The organism is Corallococcus sp. AB011P, from assembly GCF_003611605.1.
Taxonomy (GTDB): Bacteria; Myxococcota; Myxococcia; order Myxococcales; family Myxococcaceae; genus Corallococcus; species Corallococcus coralloides.
Genome location: NZ_RAVX01000005.1, coordinates 225,414 through 248,704, shown reverse-complemented (window position 1 = coordinate 248,704; position 23,291 = coordinate 225,414). Strand labels below are relative to the sequence as shown.

The 23,291-nt window shown below is 71.8% G+C and carries 20 protein-coding genes; 9 read left to right on the top strand and 11 right to left on the bottom strand.

Translation table 11 applies throughout. The annotated features are described in order from the left end of the window. Nucleotides 1-105: 105 nt before the first annotated feature. The 3 genes from D7X30_RS16840 to D7X30_RS16830 form a co-directional block, all read right to left on the bottom strand. Nucleotides 106-1,749, bottom strand: coding sequence for a GMC family oxidoreductase (locus D7X30_RS16840; protein WP_120563952.1), 1,644 nt, complete (start codon nucleotides 1,747-1,749; stop codon nucleotides 106-108). Nucleotides 1,750-1,884: 135 nt separating this feature from the next. Then, entirely contained in the window at nucleotides 1,885-2,364 is a 480-nt protein-coding gene (locus D7X30_RS16835) for a hypothetical protein (RefSeq protein WP_120563951.1), read from the bottom strand. Between the two features lie 94 nt (nucleotides 2,365-2,458). Beyond that, nucleotides 2,459-2,650, bottom strand: a complete 192-nt coding sequence (locus tag D7X30_RS16830; protein ID WP_233591609.1) for a hypothetical protein — start codon at nucleotides 2,648-2,650, stop codon at nucleotides 2,459-2,461. Between the two features lie 74 nt (nucleotides 2,651-2,724). Here D7X30_RS16830 and D7X30_RS16825 point away from each other — a divergent pair, with 74 nt between their 5' ends. Continuing rightward, entirely contained in the window at nucleotides 2,725-5,115 is a 2,391-nt protein-coding gene (locus D7X30_RS16825) for a glycoside hydrolase family 31 protein (RefSeq protein ID WP_120564179.1), read from the top strand. 1 nt (nucleotide 5,116) lies between these two features. Here the strand turns inward: D7X30_RS16825 and D7X30_RS16820 are convergent, their stop codons facing one another. From D7X30_RS16820 to xth, 4 genes are read right to left on the bottom strand one after another with little or no spacing between them, the layout of a single operon-like run. Then, nucleotides 5,117-5,812, bottom strand: a complete 696-nt coding sequence (locus D7X30_RS16820; RefSeq protein WP_233591630.1) for a double-CXXCG motif protein — start codon at nucleotides 5,810-5,812, stop codon at nucleotides 5,117-5,119. A gap of 30 nt (nucleotides 5,813-5,842) precedes the next feature. Beyond that, the gene (locus D7X30_RS16815) at nucleotides 5,843-6,487 is read right to left on the bottom strand and encodes a TIGR02269 family lipoprotein (protein ID WP_120563948.1); all 645 of its coding nucleotides are present in this window, start codon (nucleotides 6,485-6,487) and stop codon (nucleotides 5,843-5,845) included. An 11-nt stretch (nucleotides 6,488-6,498) separates the two neighbouring features. Beyond that, nucleotides 6,499-7,671, bottom strand: a complete 1,173-nt coding sequence (locus tag D7X30_RS16810) for a threonine synthase (RefSeq protein ID WP_120563947.1) — start codon at nucleotides 7,669-7,671, stop codon at nucleotides 6,499-6,501. Nucleotides 7,672-7,685: 14 nt separating this feature from the next. Further along, on the bottom strand, nucleotides 7,686-8,456 hold the full coding sequence (xth, locus tag D7X30_RS16805; protein ID WP_120563946.1) for an exodeoxyribonuclease III: 771 nt from the start codon (nucleotides 8,454-8,456) through the stop codon (nucleotides 7,686-7,688). Nucleotides 8,457-8,587: 131 nt separating this feature from the next. Here xth and D7X30_RS16800 point away from each other — a divergent pair, with 131 nt between their 5' ends. The 5 genes from D7X30_RS16800 (at nucleotide 8,588) to D7X30_RS16780 (ending at nucleotide 17,071) form a co-directional block, all read left to right on the top strand. Next, nucleotides 8,588-9,652: a lipopolysaccharide assembly protein LapB gene (locus D7X30_RS16800; protein ID WP_120563945.1), complete on the top strand. Its 1,065-nt coding sequence runs from the start codon at nucleotides 8,588-8,590 to the stop codon at nucleotides 9,650-9,652. 127 nt (nucleotides 9,653-9,779) lie between these two features. After that, a complete protein-coding gene (locus D7X30_RS16795; protein ID WP_233591607.1) occupies nucleotides 9,780-12,395 on the top strand; it encodes a penicillin-binding protein 1A in 2,616 nt (871 codons plus the stop codon). After that, nucleotides 12,392-13,744 carry a VCBS repeat-containing protein gene (locus D7X30_RS16790; RefSeq protein WP_120563944.1) on the top strand — a complete coding sequence of 451 codons (1,353 nt, stop codon included), beginning with the start codon at nucleotides 12,392-12,394 and terminating at the stop codon, nucleotides 13,742-13,744. The genes D7X30_RS16795 and D7X30_RS16790 overlap by 4 nt, the downstream gene beginning before the upstream one ends. A gap of 116 nt (nucleotides 13,745-13,860) precedes the next feature. Next, on the top strand, nucleotides 13,861-15,225 hold the full coding sequence (locus D7X30_RS16785; protein WP_120563943.1) for an ABC transporter substrate-binding protein: 1,365 nt from the start codon (nucleotides 13,861-13,863) through the stop codon (nucleotides 15,223-15,225). 196 nt (nucleotides 15,226-15,421) lie between these two features. Next, on the top strand, nucleotides 15,422-17,071 hold the full coding sequence (locus tag D7X30_RS16780; protein WP_120563942.1) for an ATP-binding protein: 1,650 nt from the start codon (nucleotides 15,422-15,424) through the stop codon (nucleotides 17,069-17,071). An 84-nt stretch (nucleotides 17,072-17,155) separates the two neighbouring features. On the opposite strand, the gene D7X30_RS16775 is transcribed toward D7X30_RS16780, so the two are convergent. Beyond that, entirely contained in the window at nucleotides 17,156-19,243 is a 2,088-nt protein-coding gene (locus D7X30_RS16775; protein ID WP_120563941.1) for an MXAN_5187 family protein, read from the bottom strand. Nucleotides 19,244-19,399: 156 nt separating this feature from the next. Continuing rightward, the gene (gene hpf / locus D7X30_RS16770; protein ID WP_120563940.1) at nucleotides 19,400-19,762 is read right to left on the bottom strand and encodes a ribosome hibernation-promoting factor, HPF/YfiA family; all 363 of its coding nucleotides are present in this window, start codon (nucleotides 19,760-19,762) and stop codon (nucleotides 19,400-19,402) included. A 159-nt stretch (nucleotides 19,763-19,921) separates the two neighbouring features. On the opposite strand from hpf, the gene D7X30_RS16765 reads away from it, so the two are divergent. Both D7X30_RS16765 and D7X30_RS16760 read left to right on the top strand, forming a co-directional pair. Beyond that, nucleotides 19,922-20,284 carry a response regulator gene (locus D7X30_RS16765; RefSeq protein WP_014395148.1) on the top strand — a complete coding sequence of 121 codons (363 nt, stop codon included), beginning with the start codon at nucleotides 19,922-19,924 and terminating at the stop codon, nucleotides 20,282-20,284. A gap of 77 nt (nucleotides 20,285-20,361) precedes the next feature. After that, nucleotides 20,362-20,826, top strand: coding sequence for a hypothetical protein (locus D7X30_RS16760; RefSeq protein ID WP_120563939.1), 465 nt, complete (start codon nucleotides 20,362-20,364; stop codon nucleotides 20,824-20,826). Between the two features lie 13 nt (nucleotides 20,827-20,839). Here D7X30_RS16760 and D7X30_RS16755 read toward each other — a convergent pair whose 3' ends face one another. Continuing rightward, the gene (locus D7X30_RS16755) at nucleotides 20,840-21,823 is read right to left on the bottom strand and encodes an N-acetylmuramoyl-L-alanine amidase-like domain-containing protein (protein ID WP_120563938.1); all 984 of its coding nucleotides are present in this window, start codon (nucleotides 21,821-21,823) and stop codon (nucleotides 20,840-20,842) included. Next, nucleotides 21,820-22,803, bottom strand: coding sequence for a HEAT repeat domain-containing protein (locus D7X30_RS16750; RefSeq protein WP_233591606.1), 984 nt, complete (start codon nucleotides 22,801-22,803; stop codon nucleotides 21,820-21,822). Before D7X30_RS16750 ends, D7X30_RS16755 begins: the two co-directional genes overlap by 4 nt. 159 nt (nucleotides 22,804-22,962) lie before the next feature. Here D7X30_RS16750 and D7X30_RS16745 point away from each other — a divergent pair, with 159 nt between their 5' ends. Then, the gene (locus D7X30_RS16745; RefSeq protein ID WP_120563936.1) at nucleotides 22,963-23,280 is read left to right on the top strand and encodes a DUF4398 domain-containing protein; all 318 of its coding nucleotides are present in this window, start codon (nucleotides 22,963-22,965) and stop codon (nucleotides 23,278-23,280) included. Nucleotides 23,281-23,291: the final 11 nt, after the last annotated feature.

Genomic DNA, 23,291 nt, shown 5'->3' with positions numbered 1-23,291 from the left:
CAGGACCGGAGTACGAGTCCGGCGCTCACGTCTGACCAATGGTGCCCGCCCCCAGGTCCCAAGGGGGCACAGGGGGCATCCGCGTACACGCCCTGCGGGCGTGTGTCAGGAGACCGCGGCGTGGGTGCGGGCAGGTGTTTCGAGCGTGGCGTCCGTGTCGCCCCGGGGCAGCTCCCGGGCGGCGGGGATGAAGGTCATGGCGCGCTCGGCGAGCGCGGCGATGGTGAGCGAGGGATTGACGCCCGGGTTGGCGGAGATGGCCGCGCCATCCACCACGTACAGCCCGTCATAGCCATACAAGCGGTGGCGTGCGTCGATGGCGCCTGTCGCTGGCGAGTCCCCCATGCACGCGCCGCCCAGGATGTGCGCGGTGGTCGGGATGCCCATGAGCGTTTCGCTGACCATGGTCATGGGGTAGCCATCCAGCTTGTCGGACACGCGCTTCGCCAGGTCGAAGGCCTCCGGCATGTTCGCGGTGGGCGCGGGGCCCGCCTGCAGGCCGGTGGTGAGGCCGGAGCGGAAGCCTGTGGTGAGCGCGCGGCCGCGGCGCATGCGCAGGTGGCCCTCCATAGTGCGCATGTACAGGAGGATCATCGTGCGGCGCGCGAAGTCCGGGACGAAAAAGGCCTGGAGGAAGCGCAGGGGCCGGCGCGCGAGCAGCCCCACCAGCCGGGCCACGCGCGTCCACGCGGTGGCGCCGGGGACGTGGGGGGCCATGAGCAGGCGGAAGAAGCCGGAACCGGCCGGGTAGCGCACGGGCTCCAGGTGCGAGTGCTCGTCGGTGTGGAGGATGGACCCGATGGCGATGCCCCGGGACAGGTCGCGGTCCTTCTGCTTCTTGCCGCTGATGACGCCGATGAGCGCCTCGGAGTTGGTGCGCACGCCATCGCCCACGCGCTCGGAGAGGTTCGGCAGGCCGTCCGGCGCGTCCTTGAGCTTGAGCAACAGGTCCATGGTGCCCAGCACGCCGCCCGCGAAGATGACGTGCTTCGCGGTGAAGCGGCGCGTCTTCTTGAAGAAGCCGGTGCCCTGCTTCGCCGTCACCTCGTAGCCGTCACCGCCGGGGAGGGGGCGCACCCACGTCACCTCCGTGTCCGCGTGGAGGGTGAGGCCCTTCTTCTCCGCGAAGTAGAGGTAGTTCTTGTCGAGCGTGTTCTTGGCGTTGTTGCGGCAGCCCAGCATGCAGCCGCCGCACGCGTTGCAGCCGGTGCGGTCCGGGCCCTCGCCGCCGAAGTAGGGGTCCTTCACGGTGACGCCGGGCTCGCCGAAGTAGACGGCCACGGTGGTGGACTGGAAGTCGGGGCGGCCCAGGTCCTCTCCCACTTCCCGCAGGACCTGATCGGGGAACGTGTTGAGCGGGTTGACGGTGGCGCCCAGCATGCGGCGCGCGGTCGCGTAGTGCGGCGCGAGCTCCTCCTTCCACGGCGCCAGGTGGCCCCAGGAGGCGGCGTCGAAGAAGTCGTCCCGTGGGATGGGCAGCGTGTTGGCGTAGACGAGCGAGCCGCCGCCCACGCCGACGCCGGACAGCACGGTGACGTGGCGGAAGAAGGTCATCTTGAAGAGGCCGCGCCACCCGAGCCGCGGCATCCACAGCCAGCGCTTCAGGTTCCAGTTGGACTTGGGGAAGTCCTGGCCCTGGAGGCGCCGGCCCTTCTCCAGCATCACCACGCGATAGCCCTTCTCGACGAGCCGCAACGCGCTGACGCTGCCGCCAAACCCCGAGCCGATGATGAGCCAGTCGCAGTCCATGAAGTCCTCCCCGTCTCCTCCGGGCGTGTGAGCTTCCCGCCTCCAGGAGGTCCGCACTCTATGCCACGAGCGCGAGCCTTCCTGGCGGGACCTGTCGCACGCCTCCGGAATGAACGAAGGACCCGGGGCCGCGGGCTAGCGCTTCGTGGCCTGCTTCCTCGCCCGGCGTGCGGCGGGCGTGTTGGCGACGAACTGGCGGCCCGCCCGGGAGCCTGTGCGCTTGCGTCGCTCGGTGGCCTTCTTCTGCGCCGGGCTCAGGTGGGCCCAGGCCTCCTTGGGCAGGTAGCGCGCGGTGGTGCGGCCATGGCGGGCGCGGGTGCCGCCGTCCTGGGTGCCCCACTTCTCCTTCGTCCAGGAGGACAGGTGGCGCTGCGAGGTGCCGCGAGCCCCCCGGTAGCCGCCGCCGGCCTTCTTGTATTCAGCGGCGAGGAGCTGGGCCTTGCGCGCGCTCCATTGGCCCGCGCGACCGCCCTTGTCGCTCTTCATGATGCGCTTCTTGAGGCGCTCGCGCAGCGCGGGGTTCGTATAGCGGCTGCTGGCGCTGGCGGACGCGTGGCTCTTGCGCGCGGCGTGCTTGCGCCGGGGGGCGGCGTGGGTCTTGCGACGGCTGGCCATCAAGGCTCCTTTGCTTGTGACAAAGGTACGGATGCCTCGTGGGGAATAGCCTCTGCCGCCCCGCTGCCTGCTCGGCTTCGGAGCCGAAGGGGGCTTACGCGGGTGTGGCGCCGGGCTCGCGGGGACGGAACAGCGAGCACGCGCGCACGGGCTGGGGCGCGTACTTCTGGGGCAGGAGCGGACACATGATGAAGGTGGTGGTCCGCGTCTGGACGTAGCGAGGCGGCGCGGCGCAGCGGTGGCAGAGGCTGTCCGGGAAGGGCAGCGGATCAGGGGGCGGCGTCATGACAGTGGACAGCATCGCACGGGCCCGGAAGGAAAGGCGGGTGCGGGCCTCGCGCGCTCCCTAGATTGCGAGGCATGCACGTCACTGACGCCCACGTCGAACCCCACCGGCTGCGCCTGTCCGGCCGGCACGCCGTCCTGGAGGTGTCGTGTCCGCTGCCCGGGGTGCTGCGGCTGAGGCACGCGCCGGTGTCGTCGGAGATCGGCTTCCTCCATCCCGAGCTGCCCGGCAAGCGGTCCTGGTCCGTCATCACCGAGGGAGGCCACCCCTTGAAGGTCGAGCGCGACGGCGAGCGCGCGCGGGTGACGGCGGAGGGCATGTCCCTGGAGGTGGACACGGAGTCGGGGACGTGGCGCTTCCAGGACGCGCAGGGGCGGGAGCTGGCGCGCTGCGTGGACGTGTCCGGTGAGGTGCAGGCCGCGTATCCGATGAGCCGGCACCGCGCGCGGCTGAAGCTGCGGGCGCCAGAGGGGGAGCGCTATCTGGGGTTCGGAGAGAAGGTGGGGCCGCTGGACAAGCGCGGCATGCACTTCACGTTCTGGAACACGGACGTGGTGCCGCACCACCCGGACACGGATCCGCTCTACCAGTCCATCCCGTTCTTCGTGGGCCTGCGCGACGGCGTGGCGTGGGGGTTCTTCCTGGACGAGTCCTGGCGCTCGGAGGTGGACGTGGCGCTCGCGGATGCGTCACGGGTGGCGTGGGAGTCATGGGGGCCGGAGCTGGACTGCTACCTCTTCGCGGGGCCGGGGCCGGCGGACGTGGTGCGCAGGTACGCGGCGTTGACGGGGCGGCCTCCCCTGCCCCCGCTGTGGAGCCTGGGCGCGCAGCAGAGCCGCTGGGGCTATGAGAACGCGCAAGACATCCGGGGCGTCATCCAGGGCTACCGGCAGCGGAACCTGCCGCTGGACTGCGTGTATCTCGATATCGATTACATGGATGGGTACAAGGTCTGGACCTGGGACAGCGCACGCTACCCGGACCCTGCCGGACTGGTGCGCGAGGCGGCGGCGCAGGGCGTGCGGCTGGTGCCCATCATCGACCCGGCCTTGAAGCTGGAGCCGGGCTGGGGCGTGTACGAGGACGCGAAGGCGCGCGACTACCTGGTGCGCTACGGCCGGGGCGGTGTGCTGGTGGGCGAGGTGTGGCCCAAGCCTGCGGTGTTCCCGGACCTGACGCGGCCGGAGGTGCAGCGCTGGTGGGGAGGCCTGCATCGCGACTTCGTGACGCTGGGCATGGCGGGGTTCTGGAACGACATGAACGAGCCGTCGTGTTTCGGGGTGCAGCCGGACGTGGGCATCCTCACGCTGACGAGCGAGCGCGCGGAAGGCATTGGCCAGGTGGAGGGCAAGACGCTGCCGTACGACGCGCGTCACGGGGAGAAGCGGCACCTGGAGGTGCACAACGTCTACGCGCTGGGCATGGCGAAGGGCGCGTTCGAAGGCTTGCGCGAGCTGCGTCCGGAGGCCCGGCCGTTCCTGCTGACGCGGGCGGGGTTCGCGGGCATCCAGCGGTACTCGGCGGTGTGGACGGGGGACAACTCCAGCCACTGGACGCAGTTGGAGACATCGCTGCCCATGTTGATGGGATTGGGCCTGGCGGCGGTGGCGCACACGGGGGTGGACATCCCGGGCTTCATCGGCCGGGCGAACGGCGAGCTGCTGGTGCGCTGGATGCAGACGGGCACGTTCTACCCGCTGATGCGCAACCACGCGGGCAAGGGAACGTCGCCGCAGGAACCGTGGCGGTTCGGAGAGCCCTACCTGACGCTGGCGCGAGCGGCGCTGGAGCGGCGGTACCGGCTGCTGCCCACGCTGTACACGCTGATGCACGAAGCGTCGGAGACAGGGATTGCGCCGCTGAGGCCGCTGTTGATGGAGGCGCCCGGGGACGCGGAGGCGGCGGGCGCGTTTGATCAGTTCTTGTTCGGAAGGGACCTGCTGGTGGCGCCGGTGGTGCGGCCCGGACAGACGAAGCGGCTGGCGTACCTGCCAGCGGGTGCGTGGTTGGAGTGGCCGGGGCTGGAGCGCACGGGGGAGGTGCGCGAGGGAGGACGGCACGTCATCGCGGATGGGCCGCTGGACACGGTGCCGGTGTGGCTGCGCGCGGGAGGCGCGGTGACGCTGACACGGCCCGCGATGCACACCACGGACGCGAACTGGAAGCACCTGGAGTGGCACGTGCACGCGGCGCCGGAGATATACGGCCGGCTCTACGAGGACGCGGGAGACGGATACGGCGAGTCACGGCTCACGGAGCTGCGCGGCGGAGTGACAGCGGGGGTGTTGCGGTTGGAGCGGAGCCAGACGGGGGCGCTCGCGAGGGCACGGACGGAGGAGACGATTCGGGTGTATGGGTTGACGTCCGTGCGGAAGGTGACGGGAGCCCAGGCACACCGTTTCGAGGACGGCGTGCTGGAGCTCCAGGTCGCCGCGGATTGGACGCGACTGGACGTGGCACCGTAGGTCAGAGGACGGGGAGTTCCTTGAACACGACGCCTTCGAATCCGAAGCGGTTCACGGCGTCCACGAAGCGCTCCGTGGCGATGATGATGGTCGTGTAGTCGGTCAGCCGGAACAGGTCCAGGTCGCCGGTCAGGGTGCTCCCGTCGAGGATGGGGGCGTCTGGATAACTGCCTCCTTGCCGCCCGCACCGTTCGCAGGGCCGTTCCCGTCCGCCCGGGAAGCAGCTGTCGTGCAGTCGCCCTCGGCAATGGATCTCGACCTCCCGCAGCTCCACCTCGACCTTGCTCCGAAAGCGCAGGTCCATCTTGCTCGCGCGAAGGGCGATGCCTGCATCACGCAGCACGTCCACGATCTCGCTCCGCATCACCAGGGTCCAGGGACTCGGGAGGTCGAGTGCGCTCCATTTGCCCGAGGCTTTTCCTGTAAGGGGTCCGAATTCGGCCCCTGGACGCAATGGCGCCTCGAAGGGCACCTGGGGCCGGAGCAGCTCTCGCAGTCGCTCATACTCCTCGAGAGGTTCCTGCCTTGCTTCCACGAGTTCCTGCCGGTGGGCCCAGCCCGAAAGATCCACGGAGGGGTAGGCCTCCCCCAGTCCCCCTGGACTGGACTGACACACGGGACACAGTCCTCCCGGCAATCCCCACCGGTGCGCTCCATTGATGAAGCCAGTGAAGCGAGGACCTTCCGCAGCGTTCACTTCAAAGAACCTCACGGTCCCTCCCGGCGGCTAGCGCAGCTGATCGTAGGGAACAATGGGACCCATGATGTTGAAGTCAACGATCATCCGAGCCAATTGATCCTGGATCTCCTTCGGAGTCGCATTGATGTTGTTGCGAGCGAAATCTCGCCACGCCTGATTCCAGGGGCCACCACGTCCTCCAACGCCGTGCAGCCGCACGTGCTCCGCGCGAGGAATGATCATCGTGAAGTCGTGCACGTTGATTTTCCCCTGTCGTCGGAAGAACAGCTCGAGGTCCTCTGCCTGCGGAAAGAGATGATGCTTGACCCATCCCGAGCCGGAAGGCCTCCTGCCATCCGGTGGCGGAGGAGGCGCGGGATGGTTGTACCAACGGATGACGAAGATGGCTTCTCGGTCACCCGGGAGCGACTGAGCGCTGCCCCAATTGCGCCGGGGACCTGAACCGGGAGCGGCTGACGACACGGGAGGCCGGATGCCTCCTCGCGCCAGCAACACACCGGTGTCCTCGCAGTGATAGAGCCCGCAGAGTTCATCCGCACAGACCAGTGCCACGCACCGGTCGTGACCTTCGCAGGCGTCGTCCTCCGCCGCGCTCCAGTCCTCCAGCGCGGGCAAGGGAGCGGACGCGCAACCTGTCAGCAGCAGGGAGACGACGAGCGCGGAGACCCTCATCCGTCGGGCGCTCACCACAGCGGCGCCATGTTCTCCACGTACTTGAAGCCCGTGCCCGTGTTGAACACGACCACTGTCTCCTCCGGCTTCACGTCCCCGGCGGACTGAAGCTTCTTGAGCGCCGCCACGCACGCGCCGCCTTCCGGCGCCATGAACAGCCCTTCCGCCGCGGCTGCGTCCTTCGTGCCCTGGACGGTCTCCTCCTCCGTCACCGACACCGCCGTGCCGTGGCTGTCCTTCACCGCACGCAGGATGAGGAAGTCCCCCAATGCCTTGGGCACCCGCAGGCCGTGCGCATGCGTCGTCGCGCCCTGCCACATGGGCGCGTCCGGCTTTCCTTCCGCGTGCGCCTTCACGATGGGCGCGCAGCCTTCCGCCTGCACCGCCACCATCCGGGGCCGCTTCGAATCAATCAGCCCCATCGCCTCCATCTCGTCGAAGGCCTTCCACATCCCGATGAGCCCCGTGCCCCCGCCCGTCGGGTACAGGATGACGTCCGGCAGCGTCCACCCGAGCTGCTCCGCCAGCTCGTAGCCCATCGTCTTCTTGCCCTCGACCCGGTAGGGCTCCTTCAGCGTGGCGCACTCGTACCAGCCATGCTCCTTCGCCAGCCCCGCGCACACCCGGCCCGCGTCGGAGATGAGGCCGTCCACTGTTTCCACGTGCGCGCCGTACGCCCGCGTCTCCATCAGGAACAGCGACGCGATGTCCTTCGGCACGAAGACGTGCGCCTCCAGCCCGCCCCGCGCCGCGTACGCCGCCAGCGCGCTGCCCGCGTTCCCCGCGGAAGGCAGGCACACCGCCTTCGCGCCCAGCACCTTCGCCATGGACACCGCGGCGGACAGGCCTCGCGCCTTGAAGGAGCCCGTCGGGTTGCCGCTCTCGTCCTTCACCCAGACCCGCTGCAATCCCAGCCATGAACCCAGCCGGGGCGCGGGGAGCAGCGGCGTAAAGCCCTCGCCCAGCGTCAGGCGCTGCGCCGGGTCATCCACCGGGAGCACCTCGTGGTAGCGCCACATGGAGCGCTCACGTCCAGGCAGCGCTTCCTTGCGCAACGTCTTCGCCGCGCGCTCCAGGTCGTAGCGGACGAACAGCGGCGCCTGACACGCCGTGCACAGGTTCCACACCTTGCCCGGCGCATACGTCTGGTCGCACTTCGTGCATTCAAGTCGGAGGACGGACATGCCTCCGACTCTACTCAGTCCTTCAACTCCAGCCACACCGGCGCGTGGTCCGACGGCTGCTGTCCCTTGCGCTCCTCGCGGTCCACGTCACATGCCGTGAGCCGGGGCACCAGCGGCGCCGTGAGGAACAGGTGGTCGATTCGCACGCCCTTGTTCTTGGGGAACATCAGCATCCGGTAGTCCCACCAGGAGAACTTCTGCACGTCCGGGTACAGCTTGCGGAACGCGTCCGTCAGCCCAAAGGCACACACCTGCTGCAGCGCGTCCCGCTCGCGCAACGTGAAGAGCGTCTGCCCTTCCCACTGCGCCACGTCGTACACGTCGATGGGGTCCGGCGCGATGTTCCAATCCCCGCCCATCACCACCAGGTCGTCCGGCTTGTGGCGCGTGTCCAGGTAGTTGCGCAGCCGCCGGTACCACTCCAGCTTGTAGACGTACGCGGGCGAGTCCACCTGCTGCCCGTTGGGCGCGTACGCGCTCACCACGCGGATGCCATTCACCGTCGCGGAGATGAAGCGCGCGTGCGTGTCATCCACCCCGTCCGACAGGCCCCGGATGACATCCGTGGGCTCCGTCTTCGCCAGGATGGCCACGCCGTTGTACGTCTTCTGCCCGTGCACCGCGGCGAAGTAGCCCGCCTCCTTCACCGCGTCGAAGGGGAAGTCCGCGTCGGTGCACTTGAGCTCCTGCAGGCACAGCACGTCTGGCTGGGCGCTCTTCAGCCAGTTGACCAACCGCTGCTGCCGAGCCCTTACCGAGTTCACGTTCCAGGTCGCGATTCGCATGCGCCGCGGACCGTCGCACGCGGCCCACGCCCCTGCCACGCTTTTCCCCTCGGGCCTGTGGCCCCAGGGACACACCCGCCGGCCTCCCGAGGGGAAATCCGTTGGCACACCGGTCGCAATAGGGGATTGCCATGAACCCGAAGACGCGCACCCGGTCCCGTCGCTCCGCCTCCTCCCGGCGCTTCACCGTGCCGCCCGCGCTTCGCAAGGCCCTCATCCCCGCCGCGCTCGCCGCCCTGGGGCTCGCCGCCTGGGAGGACGTCCCCCTGCCCCGCCTGCTCAAGCCCTGGCTCTCCCACGCCATGGAGGCCCGCGCGGGACAGCCCCCTGTCACCGCCGCTCCCACCCTGCCCCTGGAGGCCCCGGGCCACGCGCCCTCGCTGATGGCCGCCCCGCGCCTCGTGGACGAGGCCGCCCCGGCGGAGGCACCCACCGACGCCCCCGTCCCCGGTGACGCCCTGGCGCTGCCGCACACGCACGCCCGCCGGGTGGACCACGTGGCCCGCGCCCTGGGCCTGCGCGAGCTGGGGGACGTGTCCGGCGCCGTGACGGAGCTGCGCCGCGCGCTGCACGACGACCCGGGCGCCACGGACGCCCTGGCGCAGCTGGCGCGCACGGCCCGGCTGGCCGGGGACACGCAGCTCGCCGTCGACGCGTACGCCCGGCTGGGGCAGGCGGAGCCCCATGACGCGGGGGCGCTGGTGCAGCAGGCGCGGCTGCTGGTGTCGGAGGGCCGCTTCCCGGACGCCGTCCGCGTGGGCGAGGAGGCGCTCCTGCGCGACCCGGAGGACGCGGAGGTGTACCAGGTGCTCGGCCGCGCGCACCTGGGCGCCCATGAGCTCACCTCCGCCATCCTGCGCTTCCAGCAGGCGGTGCACCTGGACCCCGAGCACGGCCACGCGCTCAACAACCTGGGCTTCGCCTACCTGCGCGCCAACGACAACGCGCGCGCCGTGGAGGTCCTCACCCAGGCCGCCAGCCTCCTGCCGCACGTGGCCTACGTGCAGAACAACCTGGGCGTGGCCTGCGAGCGCCTGGGCCGGCTGGAGGAGGCCCGCGCCGCCTACGCCGCCGCCACCCGGCTGTCGCCCCGCTACGTGCAGGCCCGCGTCAACGCGGAGCGGGTGGGCCGCGTGGCCCGGGCCGACCCGGCGGGTCCTGCCCTGCCGGAGCCGCTCCCGCCCGTCGCGCCGTAGGGCGGGCGGCCAGGAAACAGCGCCGTTCCCGGGGGGATGGCCCGGGCGGGTTCACCCCGCCCGCCCCCCGGTCTAACCTTCAGCCCTTCACCCCGCCTTCACGAGCGTCATGACTCCGGCCCGACCGATGCCTCCTTCTCCCGAGCCCCTCCCCCCGGCCCCGACCGGAGCCCCGCCGCCCCAGAAGGGTGGCTTCGGCGCCGCGCTGTGGCGCTGGACGAAGCGGCTCCTGGTGCTGGGCGCCGTAGGGCTGGTGCTCGTCATCGGCGTGTGCGTGGGCACCTACGTCTACTTCAGCCGCGACCTGCCGTCCGTGGAGTCGCTGCGCAACTACCAGCCGCCGCAGGTGACGAAGGTGACGTGCGCGGACGGCTCGCTCTGCGCGGAGTACGCGCTGGAGCGCCGCACGCTCGTCCGCATGGAGGACCTGCCCGCGCACGTGCGCAACGCGTTCCTCGCCGCCGAGGACGCGGACTTCTACAAGCACGAGGGCCTGGACCCCTTCGGCATCCTGCGCGCGGGCGTGAAGAACCTCATCCCCGGCAGCCGCAAGTCCGGCGCGTCCACGCTCACGCAGCAGGTCGTGAAGAACATGCTGCTCACGCCGGAGCGCAGCCTGGGCCGCAAAATCCGCGAGTGGATCCTCACCCCGCGCCTGGAGCAGGCGCTCACCAAGGATCAGATCCTCAGCCTCTACATCAACGGCGTGTACTTCGGGCAGCGCCGCTACGGGCTGGAGGAGGCGGCGCTCTACTACTTCGGCAAGCACGCCAAGGACCTGACCGTGGGCGAGGCCGCCGTGCTCGCGGGCACCGTGCAGTCTCCCCACCGCATCAACCCGGTGGCGAACATCACCCGCGCCAAGGCGCGCCAGCGCTACGTGCTGGAGCAGATGGCCGGACAGGGCTTCGTGCCGCGCGCGGTGGTGGACGCGGAGAAGGAGAAGCCCATCGTGCTCGCGCCGCGCAAGACGGTCAGCGCGGGCGCCTACTACGCGGAGGAGATCCGCCGCACGCTGATTGAACGCTACGGCGAGAAGACGGTGATGGAGGGCGGCCTGCGCGTGGACATCGCGCTGGTGCCCAAGCTCCAGGCCACCGCCGAGCAGGCCGTGCGTGACGGCCTGGAGGCCGTGGACCGGCGCCAGGGCTACCGGGGCGCGCAGGGCAAGCTGGAGGAGGCGCAGTGGAAGCGCTACCGCGAGCTCATCGTCCAGCGCATCGAGGAGGCCGGCCGCCGGCAGAAGGACCAGGGCTACGTCGCGGACCTGGCGCCGCTCGCCCAGCCGCTCGCCGCCGCGGCTCCGGCGAAGACGCCCACCACGCAGGAGGTGGAAGGCGCCGAGGAGCAGCGCCCCGCCGCCCTGGCCGCGGACCCGGACTCGGAGGAAGAGGAGGCCCAGTCGCCGGAGCGTACACGCGCGGGTCAGGTCCTCCTCAAGCCGATGGAGGAGGGGCTGCGCCTCACCGGCTACGTCACGGAGGTGGACACGAAGCGCAACGTGGCGCGCGTGGACCTGGTGGGCCGCACCGCGGAGGTGTCCTTCGTGTCCGCCACCTGGGCGCGGCAGAAGGGCAAGAAGGCGCCCAAGGACATCTCGGACGTGTTCACGCCCGGGGAGCTGGTGTTCGTGCGCGTGCTCAAGGCCCCTCCGGCGCCGGCCTTCGTGGAGGCCTCGTTGGATCAGGTGCCCGTGGTGCAGGGCGGGCTCGTGGTCATCAACCCGGCCAACCGCAACGTGGTGGCCATGGTGGGCGGCTATGACGCGGAGCGCTCGTCGTTCAACCGCGCCACGCAGGCGAAGCGGCAGCCGGGTTCGTCGTTCAAGCCCTTCATCTACGGCGCGGCGCTGGCCAGTGGCCGCTTCACCCCGCTCTCCACGGTGAATGACGCGCCGGAGTCCATCCGCGACCCGTACACGGGCAAGACGTGGCGGCCCAAGAACTTCGACGGGCGCTTCGAGGGCCCCATGACGCTGCGCACGGCGCTGAGCAAGTCGAAGAACACGGTGTCCGTGCGGCTCATCGAGTCGATCACCCCCGCGACCGCCATCGACTTCGCGCGCCGGGCGGGCGTCCGCTCCGCGCTGCCGGAGAACCTCACGCTGGCCCTGGGCACCGGTGAGGTGACGATGCTGGAGGCCGTCAACGCGTACGCCACGCTCCAGGCCAACGGCCGCTACGCGGAGCCGCTGACGCTCCTGCGCGTGCGCGACGCGAAGGGCACGGTGCTGGAGGAGCACCAGCCGGCCTTCGAGGAGACGCTGCCTCCGGCGGTGGCGTACCTCACGACGTCGCTGATGCGCAGCGTGGTGGAGGACGGCTCGGCGCGCGCGGTGCGGGAGCTGAACCGGCCCGCCGCGGGCAAGACGGGCACCACCAACGAGTCCAAGGACACGTGGTTCAACGGCTACACGATGGACTGGGTGGCCAGCGCGTGGGTGGGCTTCGATGACAACTCGCCCCTGGGCAGCAGTGAGACGGGCGGCCGGGCCGCGCTGCCCATCTGGCTCAACTTCATGCGGGTGGCGGAGGAGGGCCTGCCCGCGCGCGACTTCGACGTGCCGCCGGGTGTCACCCAGGTGCGCATCGACCCTGTCACCGGGCTGCTCGCGGGCAACGCCGTTCCGGGCCGGATGGAGCCCTACCTGGAGGGCACCCAGCCCACCGCCGAGGCCCCGCCGCCCGGACAGGTGACGCCGGACAACTACTTCCTGGAGGAAGGTGGCAAAAGGGGGCTGTGAGTCGCTCGCTCCTTCCGCTGGTCCTCGCGCTCGCGTTCGCCCTGCCCGCCTTCGCGGAGTCGGACGAAAGCGCGCCCCCCGCCTCCGCCCGGCTGGCCCTGGCCGTGGCCGACGCCATCCGCGGCGCCCCCGCGGAGGCGCCCGTGGCCCTCTCCCTGTCCGGAAGCTCTCCCGAGCTGCGCCGGGCGTTCGGGACGCTGCTCGCCGCCCGGCTCTCCGCGATGAACCTGGGGCCGGTGGTGCTGGACGCTCCGCCCGAGCGCGCCGAGGCCGCCGCCCGCGAACAGGGAGCCCGCTCGCTGGCGCGGCTCACGCTCGACGTGGAGGGCGGCGAGCTGGTGGCGCGGGGTGACGTGCTGGGCACGTGGGTGAACTTCTGGTCCGGCCGCACGCCCACGCGTCCGCCCAAGCCCGCCGCCGCCGTGGCCGAGGGCGTGGAGGCCGATGCCGCGGTGCTGGCGCTGGCGGCGGTGGGGACGCCGTCGTCGGGAGTGACCGGACCGGGTCCACAGCAGCGGAGGCCGGTGCGGCTGCTGGGCGCGGTGTTCGCCAGGCTGGAGACGCCGCTGGGCGCGCTGGCGGCGGGGGACCTGGATGGTGATGGCCGCGATGAAGTGGCCGCGCTCACCGAGCACGAGGTGGTGGTGTTCGGCGCGGACGGTCGGGTGCTCGCGCGGCGGGAGCTGGAAGGGGCGGCGGCCACGGCGACGACGCGCGAGCCCTTCGGAGCGCTGGCGGTGCTGACGGGGCCGCCGCGACTGGCGGCCTGGAGCACGCGGTATGCGCGCGGCGAGGTGCTGGTGCTGGACAAGGCGAAGGGGACGCTGCGTCCGTCGGGGACACTGGACGCCGCGCCGCTGGGGACGGCGGAGCGCGGGGCGTTCGTGCCGGGGCAGACGGTGTTCGCGCCGGAGGTCCGGCTGGCGGACGGACGGAGCCTCACGGTGCCCGCGCCCTTCGGCACGGCGAGCTTCGCGGCGCCGCGCATGTTGTTCGTGCACGCGGACAGCACGGCGTCGCTCTACACGCGTCCCGCGTCCGCGCCGCTGAAGGTGTCCGGGCTGGGTGCGGGCAGCGCGCTGGGAGACCTGGATGGGGACGGGGTGCCGGAGTTGCTCACCACGTCACCGCAGCTCCAGCCGTCGCCGGACACGCTCCGGGTGCTGTCGTTGAGCTCCGACGCGCCGATGGCGCACGAGCCCCTGTGGCAGGGAGCGCTCCCGCCGGGCCGGGCGCTGTACGTGGTGACGGCGGACCTGGATGGCGACAAGCGCCGCGAAGTCGTCGTGGGTTCGTGGAAGCCGGACGGCACGAGCGAGCTGTTCCTCCTGCGCCAGGGTGCACCGTGATGAAGGATCACAAGCGCCACGAAGTCCTGGTGAGGCAGACGAGCCATTCCGCTTCTCCTCGGCAGGGGCACGGCGAAGCAGCGGCGGCACCGCGATATCAACGGGAGGGCACCGCGATGATCCGCTCCGCCCTCGCGGGCCTCGTGCTTTTGACCTCCACTCCGGCACTGGCTGCCAGCCGTCCGCGCTACGGCGGCGAGCTGCGGGTGGCGCACGCGGGGCCCCCTGAAATCGGTGAGCCCGCGCTCGCGGACACGCCCATGGAGGCCGCGCTGCTGGGCCTGCTGACGCGGTCCGTGTGCCGCGTGGATGCCAGCGGACAGGTGCACCCGACGCTGGCACGCGAGCTGTCGCGTCCCGTGCCGCAGGCCCTGCGCGTGGCGATGCCCTCCGCGGCCAGCGCGACCGCCATGGCCCGTGCGTGGACGCGGCTGTCCTCCACGGAGTCGCCGTCTCCGTACCGCGCGCTCCTGTATCCCCTGCGCGGCGATGGCCGTCAGGTGGCGTCCACGGGCGCCACGCTGGACCTGGCGCTGGCGTTTCCCTGGCCCGACCTGGAGCGCTCGCTGTGCCACCCTGCCCTCGCGACGCCGCCGTCGCCCACGTCGGGACCGTTCAGCGCCGCGGGCCGGGGCGTGCTGGAGGCCCAGGCCACCTGGCCCGAAGGCCGTCCGTACCTGGATCGGCTGGCGCTCACCGCCACGGATGAGCGGGGCCTCGCGCGGCTGTGGACCGCGCGGCAGGTGCAGGTGGCGCTGGGCACACCGTCCGACGACAACACCCTCACGGGCGCCGCGCTGTACGCGACCTATCTGGCGTACTCGCCCCGGAAGGTGCCCGTGGACTTCCGCCAGGCAGTGGAGAGCGCCATCGACCGCGAGGACCTCACGCGGCTGTTCGTGAGGGGCCCGGCGGTGCCCATGGCGAACCTGCTGCCGCCCGCGTTGATGCCCCAGGGGCCCAAGCCCCGGCCCAATGCACCGCCGGCGAGCGCGACCCGCAAGGTGACGCTCGTCTATGACGCCGCGCTGGCGGATCAACGCGCCGTGGCCGAGCGCATCCAGGTGAAGCTGCACGACCAGGGCTACACCGTCGCGCTGGAGCCCCAGTCGCGCGCCGCGCTGCGAAGCCGTCAGGCGAAGGGCGACTTCGAGCTGATGCTCAGCGCGTTCCTGCTCCCGCCCGTTCCCGGTCCCGCGCTGGCGGTGGTGCTGGAAGCCGGCGGCCGCCGCGACCTGCTCGGCGTGGAGCTGCCGCCCATCGGGGCCCTGATGGACGCCGGAGCCCGGGATGCGCGAAGCCGCGAACGGGCCCTGGCGCTCGCGCCCTCCGTGCCCCTCATCCCGCTGTACGCCCAGGGACTCGCCCTGCGCGCGACGCCGGAGGTGACGGGGCTGGTGCTGGATGCCCAGGGCCTGCCCGTGCTCGAAGGCACGTGGCTCGCCCCCGTCGAGGCTTCGGGCGGCGGAGGCCGGCCATGAGCCCTGCCTGCGTGGTTGCGCATGCAGTGCCCAGGGCCTGCCGTCGCGTGTACTTCGGGCGGCGGAGGCCGGCCATGAGCCCTGCCTGCGTGGTTGCGCATGCAGTGCCCAGGGCCTGCCGTCGCGTGTACTTCGGGAGGCGGAGGCCGGCCATGAGCCCCACCCACGCGGCAGCCCCCAGGAAGGACCGGCCCGCATGCGCCTGAGGGCCCGGCTCGCGCTCGCCTTCGCCCTGCTCGCGCTGGTGCCGCTGGCGGTCGTCGTTCCCCTGACGCTGACGCGCCTGCGCGACACGCTGTCGCGCGAACTCGACGCGCGCATGACCGCCGCCACCGCCTCCGCGCAGGAGTCCCTGGAGCGCTCCGCCGCCAACGCGCGCCGCGCCGTCGAGGAGCTGGTGGAGAGCCCCGCCATGGAGGACCTCGTGCGCGACGCGCGCACCGCCCCCCTGCGCGTCATCCAGGCCAACACCGCCGAGGGCCTGATGAAGAGCCGCGGCCTCACCGTGCTCACGCTCTTCGACCGCAACGGCACCGTGCTGTCCTCCGGCCACCTGCCCGCCCGGCGCGGCGACCCGGACCCCGCCCTCTTCGCCGTGACGAAGGAGAAGTCCTCCAGGCCCGTGCCCGTGCGCGTGGACGTGCGGGGCGACGCGGGCCTGCGCCAGGTCCCCGCGATCGTCACCGCGCGCCCCGTGGACTACGGCGACGTGCGCCTGTGGGCCGTGGGCGGCGTGGTGCTGGACGACGGCCTGGCCCAGCACCTGGCCCGTCTCACCCAATCCGACGTGACGCTCCTGTCCGGCGGCACCCAGGTCGCGCACGCGGGCAGCGCCGCCCCGCCCACCGTGGAGCAGGTGCTGCCCCTGGGCAACGTGGCCTCCGTGCGCCTCACCTTCAGCCGCGCCGCCGCGCGCGAAGCCGAAGAGGGCGTCATGCGCGCGTTCCTCCTCCTCGCCGGCCTGGGCCTGGGCTTCGCCGCGCTCCTGGGCCTCCTGGTGTCGCGCTGGATGACGCGGCCCGTGGAGGCCCTCACCTCCGGCGCCCGCCGCGTGGCGGAAGGCGCGCTGGACGTCCAGGTGACGGCCCGCGCCACCGGCGAGGTGGGCGAGCTGGTCCGGACGTTCAACCACATGACGTCCGAGCTGAAGAACACCACCGAGCGGCTGATGGCCACCGAGCGCATCGCCGCGTGGCAGGAGGTCGCCCGGCGGCTGGCGCACGAAATCAAGAACCCCCTCACCCCCATCCGCATGTCGCTGGAGACGCTGCTGGCCGCGCACGAGGCGCGCCACCCCAGCTTCCCCACCCTCTTCAAGGAGAGCGCGGGCGTGGTGCTGGAGGAGGTGGAGCGGCTGCGGCGCATCGTGGACGAGTTCAGCCGCTTCGCGCGCCTGCCCAAGCCCCAGCTCGCCCCGGTGGACCTGGGCGAGCTGGCCCAGGGCGTCCTGTCGCTGTACGCCGCGCCCCCCGAAGGCATCCAGCTGGTGCCCGCGCTCCAGACGGGCGTGGTGGCCCGCGCGGACCGCGACCAGCTCACCCAGGTGCTCGTCAACCTGGTGAAGAACGCGGAAGAAGCCATGACGGGCAAGGGCGGCGCGCTGCGCGTGCGCGTGAAGGGCACCGACGCGGACGCCATCATCGAGGTGGAGGACGAAGGCCCCGGCATCCCCCTGGAGCACCGCGCCCGCATCTTCGAGCCCTACTTCACCACCAAGGACGGAGGCACCGGCCTGGGGCTCGCCATCGCCGCGCGCATCCTCCAAGAGCACGGCGGCCGCCTGGAGGTGGGCGGAGAGCCGGGCCAGGGCGCCCGCTTCAGCGTCGTGCTCCCCCGCGCGAGCTGACGGACGAATGCCCCAAGCAAGAAGGCCCGGCACCTCGTGGAAGAGGTCCCGGGCCTTCGGGCACCAAACGGTGGCGCGCGGCCGTCAGTCCTTGACGGGCGTCGCCTTGAGGGCGGCCTTGCCCTCCTTCACGTAGACCTGGAAGCGCACCGTCTTGCACGCGTACTTCGTGACGAGCTGCTCCTTGTTCTTGCGCAGCTTCTGCACGAACTTGTCGTACGTCAGGCCGTCCGCCTGCTCACCGCAGCGCTCACGCGTGGTGACGAACTCGCGGAAGACGTCCTGGAAGTGCTGCTCCTCCGACAGCGCCGCCGCCGCCGCGCCGTTGCTGCCCGGCATGGGCAGCGGCACCGCGTTGGAGCGCGGAGCCGGCATCGGGATGGCCTCCGACGTGGGCCGGGTGCTGGCCTGGAGCAGCTCGCGCGGAATCGCCGCCACGCGCGTCGTCTCCGGGGACTCCGGATCGGAGGACTGCGCCGCCGCCAGCGCGAACGGATTGGCCGCCTGCTGGAGCGAGTACGCCGCCGTGGGCTGATCCTCGAAGGCGAACGCGGCGTGACGCGGCGCCGCCGGGGCAATGGGCTCGGCCGGGTGCTCGAAGGGCATCGCGCCCCCCTGTGCGTACGCCGGAGGCGGCGCGAACGGCTCCGCGGCCGGAGGCGGATAGGCCGCGGGCGGAGACGGGAACGGGAACGACTCCACCCCGGCGAACGGATCCGCCAGCGGCGCGGCGGCCGGAGGCGGCGCCCCGAACGGCGACGGCGCGGCTGCATGGGGAGGAGGCATCGCGAACGGATCCGCCAACGCCGCGGCGGCCTGGGGAGGAGGCATCGCGAATGGATCCGCGGCCGGAGCCGGGGTGCCCGGGAAGGGGAACGCGTCCGCGCCCGAGAACGGATCCGCGGGAGCAGCGGCCGAGGCGAACGGGTTGGACAAGGGCTCCGCGTGCGCGGCCGACCCGAACGGGTTGGACAGGGGCTCCGCGGGAGCGCTCGACCCGAACAAATCACCGGCCACGGGCGCCACGGCGGCAGGAGCCGGCGGCGACGTGTTGGCCACGGGCTGCGCGGCGGGCGCGGACTGCTGCGCGGCCATCGCCGCACCCCAGCCCAGCGTGTCCGAACCGCCCGACACGGTCTCCTCTTCGGAGGCCTTCTTGCCCCCGCCCATCAGCGCCGTCCACACCAGGCTCAGCACGAACAGGCCCGCGAGCGCGAGCAGCGCGGTGTGCTGGTACGCGGCCAGCGGAGCCAGCGTCGCCGCCGTGCCCGCGAGGACCAGGACTTCATACGGCGTGCCCGCCAGCGCCTGGCGCGAGCCCACGAACAGCGGCGCCTGGCCGCCCATCGCGTCGCCACGGGTGAAGACGGGCAGCTGCACCGGGCCCAGCGCCTGGAGCGAACCCGACTCCAGCACCGTGTCCTTCGCACCCGCCGTCAGCCGGGGCAGCGCGCCCTCCAGCCGCGCCTTCTCCGCGCCCACGCCGCCCACCACCTTGTCGCCCTGCACGAGCCCCACCGCGGCCGCGCCGGACGCATCCAGCGCGCCCTGCAGCGCGGCATCCGCGGCCAGGGGCGCGCCCACCACCAGCGTCACCGCCGGAGCAGGAGTCCCCTCACCGCCCCACGCGAGCGGCACGGACGCGAACACGTGCGGCGCCCCGAAGGCGTCCACCACGGACGTGCCCGCCTTGGCGAGCGCCGCGACATCCAGCGCCGCGGTGTCCGAGGAAGGCTCGGCGCCCGCGCGCGCGTGGAAGACCGCGTCGCCGGCCACCACCGCCACCACCGCGCCCTGGAGCTCCTGGGGCAGACCGGCTTCCGCGGCGGTGCGCAGCGCGCCGAAGCGCTCCGCGGTGAGCGGCAGCAGCCCGGCCGGCTCCTCCGAGTCCTTCGCGCCGTAGCGGTCGCGCGGAGACTTCGGCGCGGGCGCGGGCGTCAGCGCGCGCACGGCGGCGGCCACCTGGGGGCTGCCGGCGAGCTTCAGCGCCAGGGATTGCACTTCCGCGCGGCGTGCATCCACGCGACGCGCGACCTCGCCGGTGCCCGACGCGGCCTGGAGTGACGCACCTTCCACCGCGCGAGCACCCTGAGGCGCCGACAGCGTCGGGAGGTGAGCCAGGCCCAGTCCGAGGACCAGGAGTGCGAACAGCAGGAACTTGAGGCGGACCATCGCCGTCCTTTAGCCCAGGGGTGAGGGGTCCGCTTATAGCGTCCACCGTTCGACCCCAGCAAGGAACTGGCCCGAAGGAACCCGGGGGCCGGATGCCTGGCTGGCATCCGGAATTCCCGGGCCCTTCGGTCTGTCACGCCCGCTACGGCCGGTCGCCTAGTAGTTCGTCGCGTCCGCGTTGAGGTCGAACGGCATGCCGCTGTTCCCCATGCCCTGGCGACGGCGCTCCACCGCGCGCTTGACGGCCCTCTCCAGCCGGTCACGCGTTGCGTCGATGGCCTGGAACAGCGTCTCCGACGTCTCCGTCACGTGCACGGCTTCCAGGCCGGGCATGCGCACCGTCACCCGGCACTCCTTGTCCACGCCTCCCTTGGGCCCGTTGATGTCCACGAGCGCGATTTCGATCTCCGACGCCTCGTCCTCGGCGAACCGTTCGATATGCGCCACCAGATGCGTGTCCACGTACTGCTTCAGGTTGTCCGTCAGCCCCAGATGCACTCCCCGCAGCTGCACCTTCATGGATTCACCTCCGGGCACAAACATGGGCAGTCCCCCGCCCGCCCGTGAGGGGCTGTCGCAAGCCTTCCCGCCTGCCCTCCCCCGAAGCAGCCAGCCGGACGTCACCGCGCCCGGGACGCGTTGGACGAATCCCGCGCGGCACCGGGTTGCTCTAGTCGCATGGATGGCGAGCGAATCAAGGTCCTGCTGGTAGAGGACGACGGGGACAGCCGCGAGCTCCTGGCGGAGCTCCTGGAGGACGACTTCGAGGTCACCACCGCGTCGGACGGGGTGGCGGGCCTGAAGGCGTTCGAGGCCACGCACCCCGACGTCGTCGTGACGGATGAATCCCTGCCCGGAATGAACGGCACGGAGCTGGCGCAGCAGGTGAAGGAGCGCGAGCCCAGGGCCCGCGTCGTCCTGGTCTCCGGCTACGCGCAGGTGGAGGGCGCGGACTACTGCGATGCCGTGTTGCGCAAGCCCATCGACGTGGAGCGCCTGAGCCGCATGGTGGGCGAGCTGGGAGACGCGGCGCGGCACTGACGGAAATTCGCGCGGCGCACAGCCTGCCATCCGCGCGAGCCGTTCCTAACATTCCAGCCATCGCCCAGGAGGGCCCCATGAGGTACTGCGCACGGTGTGGCTCGGAGTATCAAGACAGTGTCGTGGACTGCACGGATTGCCCCAACCACCCACCGCTCGTGTCCGCCGAGGAGATGCACGAGCGGGGGCTGCCCCTGCCCCATGAGCTGGATCAACGCCGCTTCGTGAGGGCGGGCGTCGCGGACGATCCCGTGACAGCCCAGGTCTTCGTGGACGTGCTGGAGGAGCACCGCATCCCGCTCATCGTGCGCCCCGGCCGCTCGGGCGTGGTGGACGAGCTGACCACGGGCAACCTGCTGCCCTGGTGGGAGCTGCTGGTGCCGGACACCGAGCAGGCCCGCGCCGCCCTGCTCCTGGAAGAGGAGAAGATCGAGGCACGCACCTACGCGGACGAGGCCGGCCGCGCGGCGGAGGAAGAGGAGCTCGAGGACGAGCGGGCGCGCCAGGCGTCGGCCGACAACAGCGCGCCCCCGGCGAACTAGCGGCCTGCTGCGCTCAGGGCGTGCCCACGTCCGCGCTGCCTTGGGTGGGCGCGGGCTGGGACGCGAGCGTGGCGGGCGGACGCCGGGCCTCGAAGAGGCTCACGCCCGTCACCCGCCACTTGTCGTAGCGCGCGTTGCGGGCGAGGAACGTCTCCAGGTCCTCGTCCACCACGCGGTTGTAGCCGCCCCTGGACGCGTGGCGCAGGTACGTGCGCTTCTTCTTCTGCACCACGAAGCCCAGGTGGGTGATGCGCGTGGCCTTCAGCGGCAGGTCCTCGCGCATCACGACGAGGATGGTGCCGGAGTCCACGCCGCGCGCGTGCTCGAGCACCTTGTCCAACGGAATCATGTCCAGGGTGAAGGTGCCCACGGGCTGGCGCTCGCGGGGCAATTGCAGCGCCATGGACGACTTCGACTGCCAGGTGTGCGCGGTGAGCGTCTTGGTGACGGAGACGGTGTCCGCCTTCGCGTACTTGCGCGTCACGTCCACCAGCAGGCCCTTCTTGATGTTGTTGGGCAGCCACTGCGCTTCCATCAGGTGGTTGCGGTCCTCGTAGGTGGGCGTGCTCGCGTAGCGGATCCGCTCCAGCAGCGCCGGCACCTCCGGCTCGCCCTTCGCCAGGCCCAGGGCCAGCGTCTCCTCCACGAAGGTGAGGCAGTCCACCGCGTCCAGGCGGAAGGTGGGGTCGGGGTCCACGCCCTGCCCTTCGCCCAGCGGCGACAGGACATAGGGCGTGTTGAGGAACTTCTCGCTCATGCCCAGGAGGCGCTCCGCCAGCGGGGACCCGGCCTTGTCGGCGATGAGGGCCGCGCGCTGCTCGGGCGTGAGCGCGCTCCAGCCGTTCTCCCGCACGGGCGGAGCCACCGGGGCGGCCGGATTCGTGGGCGCGGTGAGCGACGCGGGCACCGCGCGCGCCGGGGGCACGGCCGGCGGGGCCGGGTTCTTCGCGGGAGCCTGGGACAAGAGCGCGAGCGCGCAGACACCCCACGCGCTCACGGCGCCACCCCGGCCTTGCGCAGGATGGCCTTGCGCCGGTCGTCCGCGAGCTGGAGCGTCTCCAGCTCCTTCTCGTAGACAAGCTTCTCCTCGCCCTTGGCGTTCCACGACGCGAGCACCAGCCAGTCCAGCGACGCGGCATCGCCGCCCTGGTGCAGCAGGCGGGCGGCGGTGGCGGCCAGGGTGCGGTCCGCGTCCTTCAGGAGCGGCGACAGCACGGGGCTGGCCTTCTTCGCCGGCACGCCCTCGAAGAGCACCAGCCCCTGGCGGCGCACGAACTTGTCCGTGTTGCCCAAAAGCTTCTGCGCGAAGGCGAAGCCCTCCGGGGCGCCCAGCCGGCACAGGCCCCGGGCCGCGGCGAAGCGCGTGCTCTCCGAGTCGCTGTCCAGGTACGCCTTGAGCGCGGCCTTCTGCTTCGCGTCACCGGTCGCGCCCGCGGCCTCCAGCAGCGCCGCGCGGACCTCCAGCTCCGGCTCGTCCTTCGCGGCGGCCATCAGCGGCTTGCCCATCTTCGGGTTCTTGGACGCCCCCAGGGCCCGCGCGGCCTCGCGGCGCACGCCGCTGCTCTTGTCCTGGAGCAGCGGCAGCACGGCGGCGGTGTTGCGGCTGCCCAGCCGGGCCAGCCCCTGCGCCGCGTACATGCGCACGGTGCTGTCGCCGTCCGACGCCAGCTTCACCAGCGTGGCCTCACCCGTGCGCGCGCCCAGCGACGCCAGCAGCGCCACGAGGTTGCGGCGGGTGCGCTCCTCGTAGGTGGTGCGCAGCAGTGGGCCAATCTCCTCGGCAGCGTAGGCCTCCTCGCGCAGGAAGCGCAGGCGCGACGTGGCGGGGGGCACGGCGGCGCCGTTGGCCACCTGGGCGAGCACGGTGTCCGCCTCCGCGCGGCTCTGGGCCTTCTTGGACGCGGCCCCAGGGCCAGCGAGGCCGGTCAGGGGCAACAGCAGCACGACGAGCAGGGCACGGACGGACAGTGGACGCACAGGGGCGGAACGATGGCAAGCACGGCACCCGCCGTCAAAGTCCACCCCTCCCGCCCGGCCCCCTGCTTCACGCCAACCGCCCGATTCTTGACCCCCCCGGAGGCGATTGATACGACCGGCGACCAGTCTGTCTCCGCTCTGTCGACCGAGGCCCCCGTGATGACGAAGCAGTCGCTCCTGTTGGCGTTCGCGGGCGTGCTGACCGCATGTGGCCCCGTGAAGTCCACGTCCAACATCCTCGACGCCGAGGTGCAGATCCAGGCCGCGCGCACCGCCGGGGCGGAGAAGGATGCCCCCTACGAGTGGACGGCCGCCAACCTCTACCTGCAGAAGGCGCGGGAGGAGGTCGGCTATTCGGACTACCAGGCCGGTGTGGACTTCGCCGTGAAGGCCTCGCGCTTCGCCAACGAGGCGCGTGAGAAGGCCATGTCCGCGGCCAACAGCGGCGACTCCCAGGGCCGCCCCCAGAACCCGTGACGCCCGAGCGT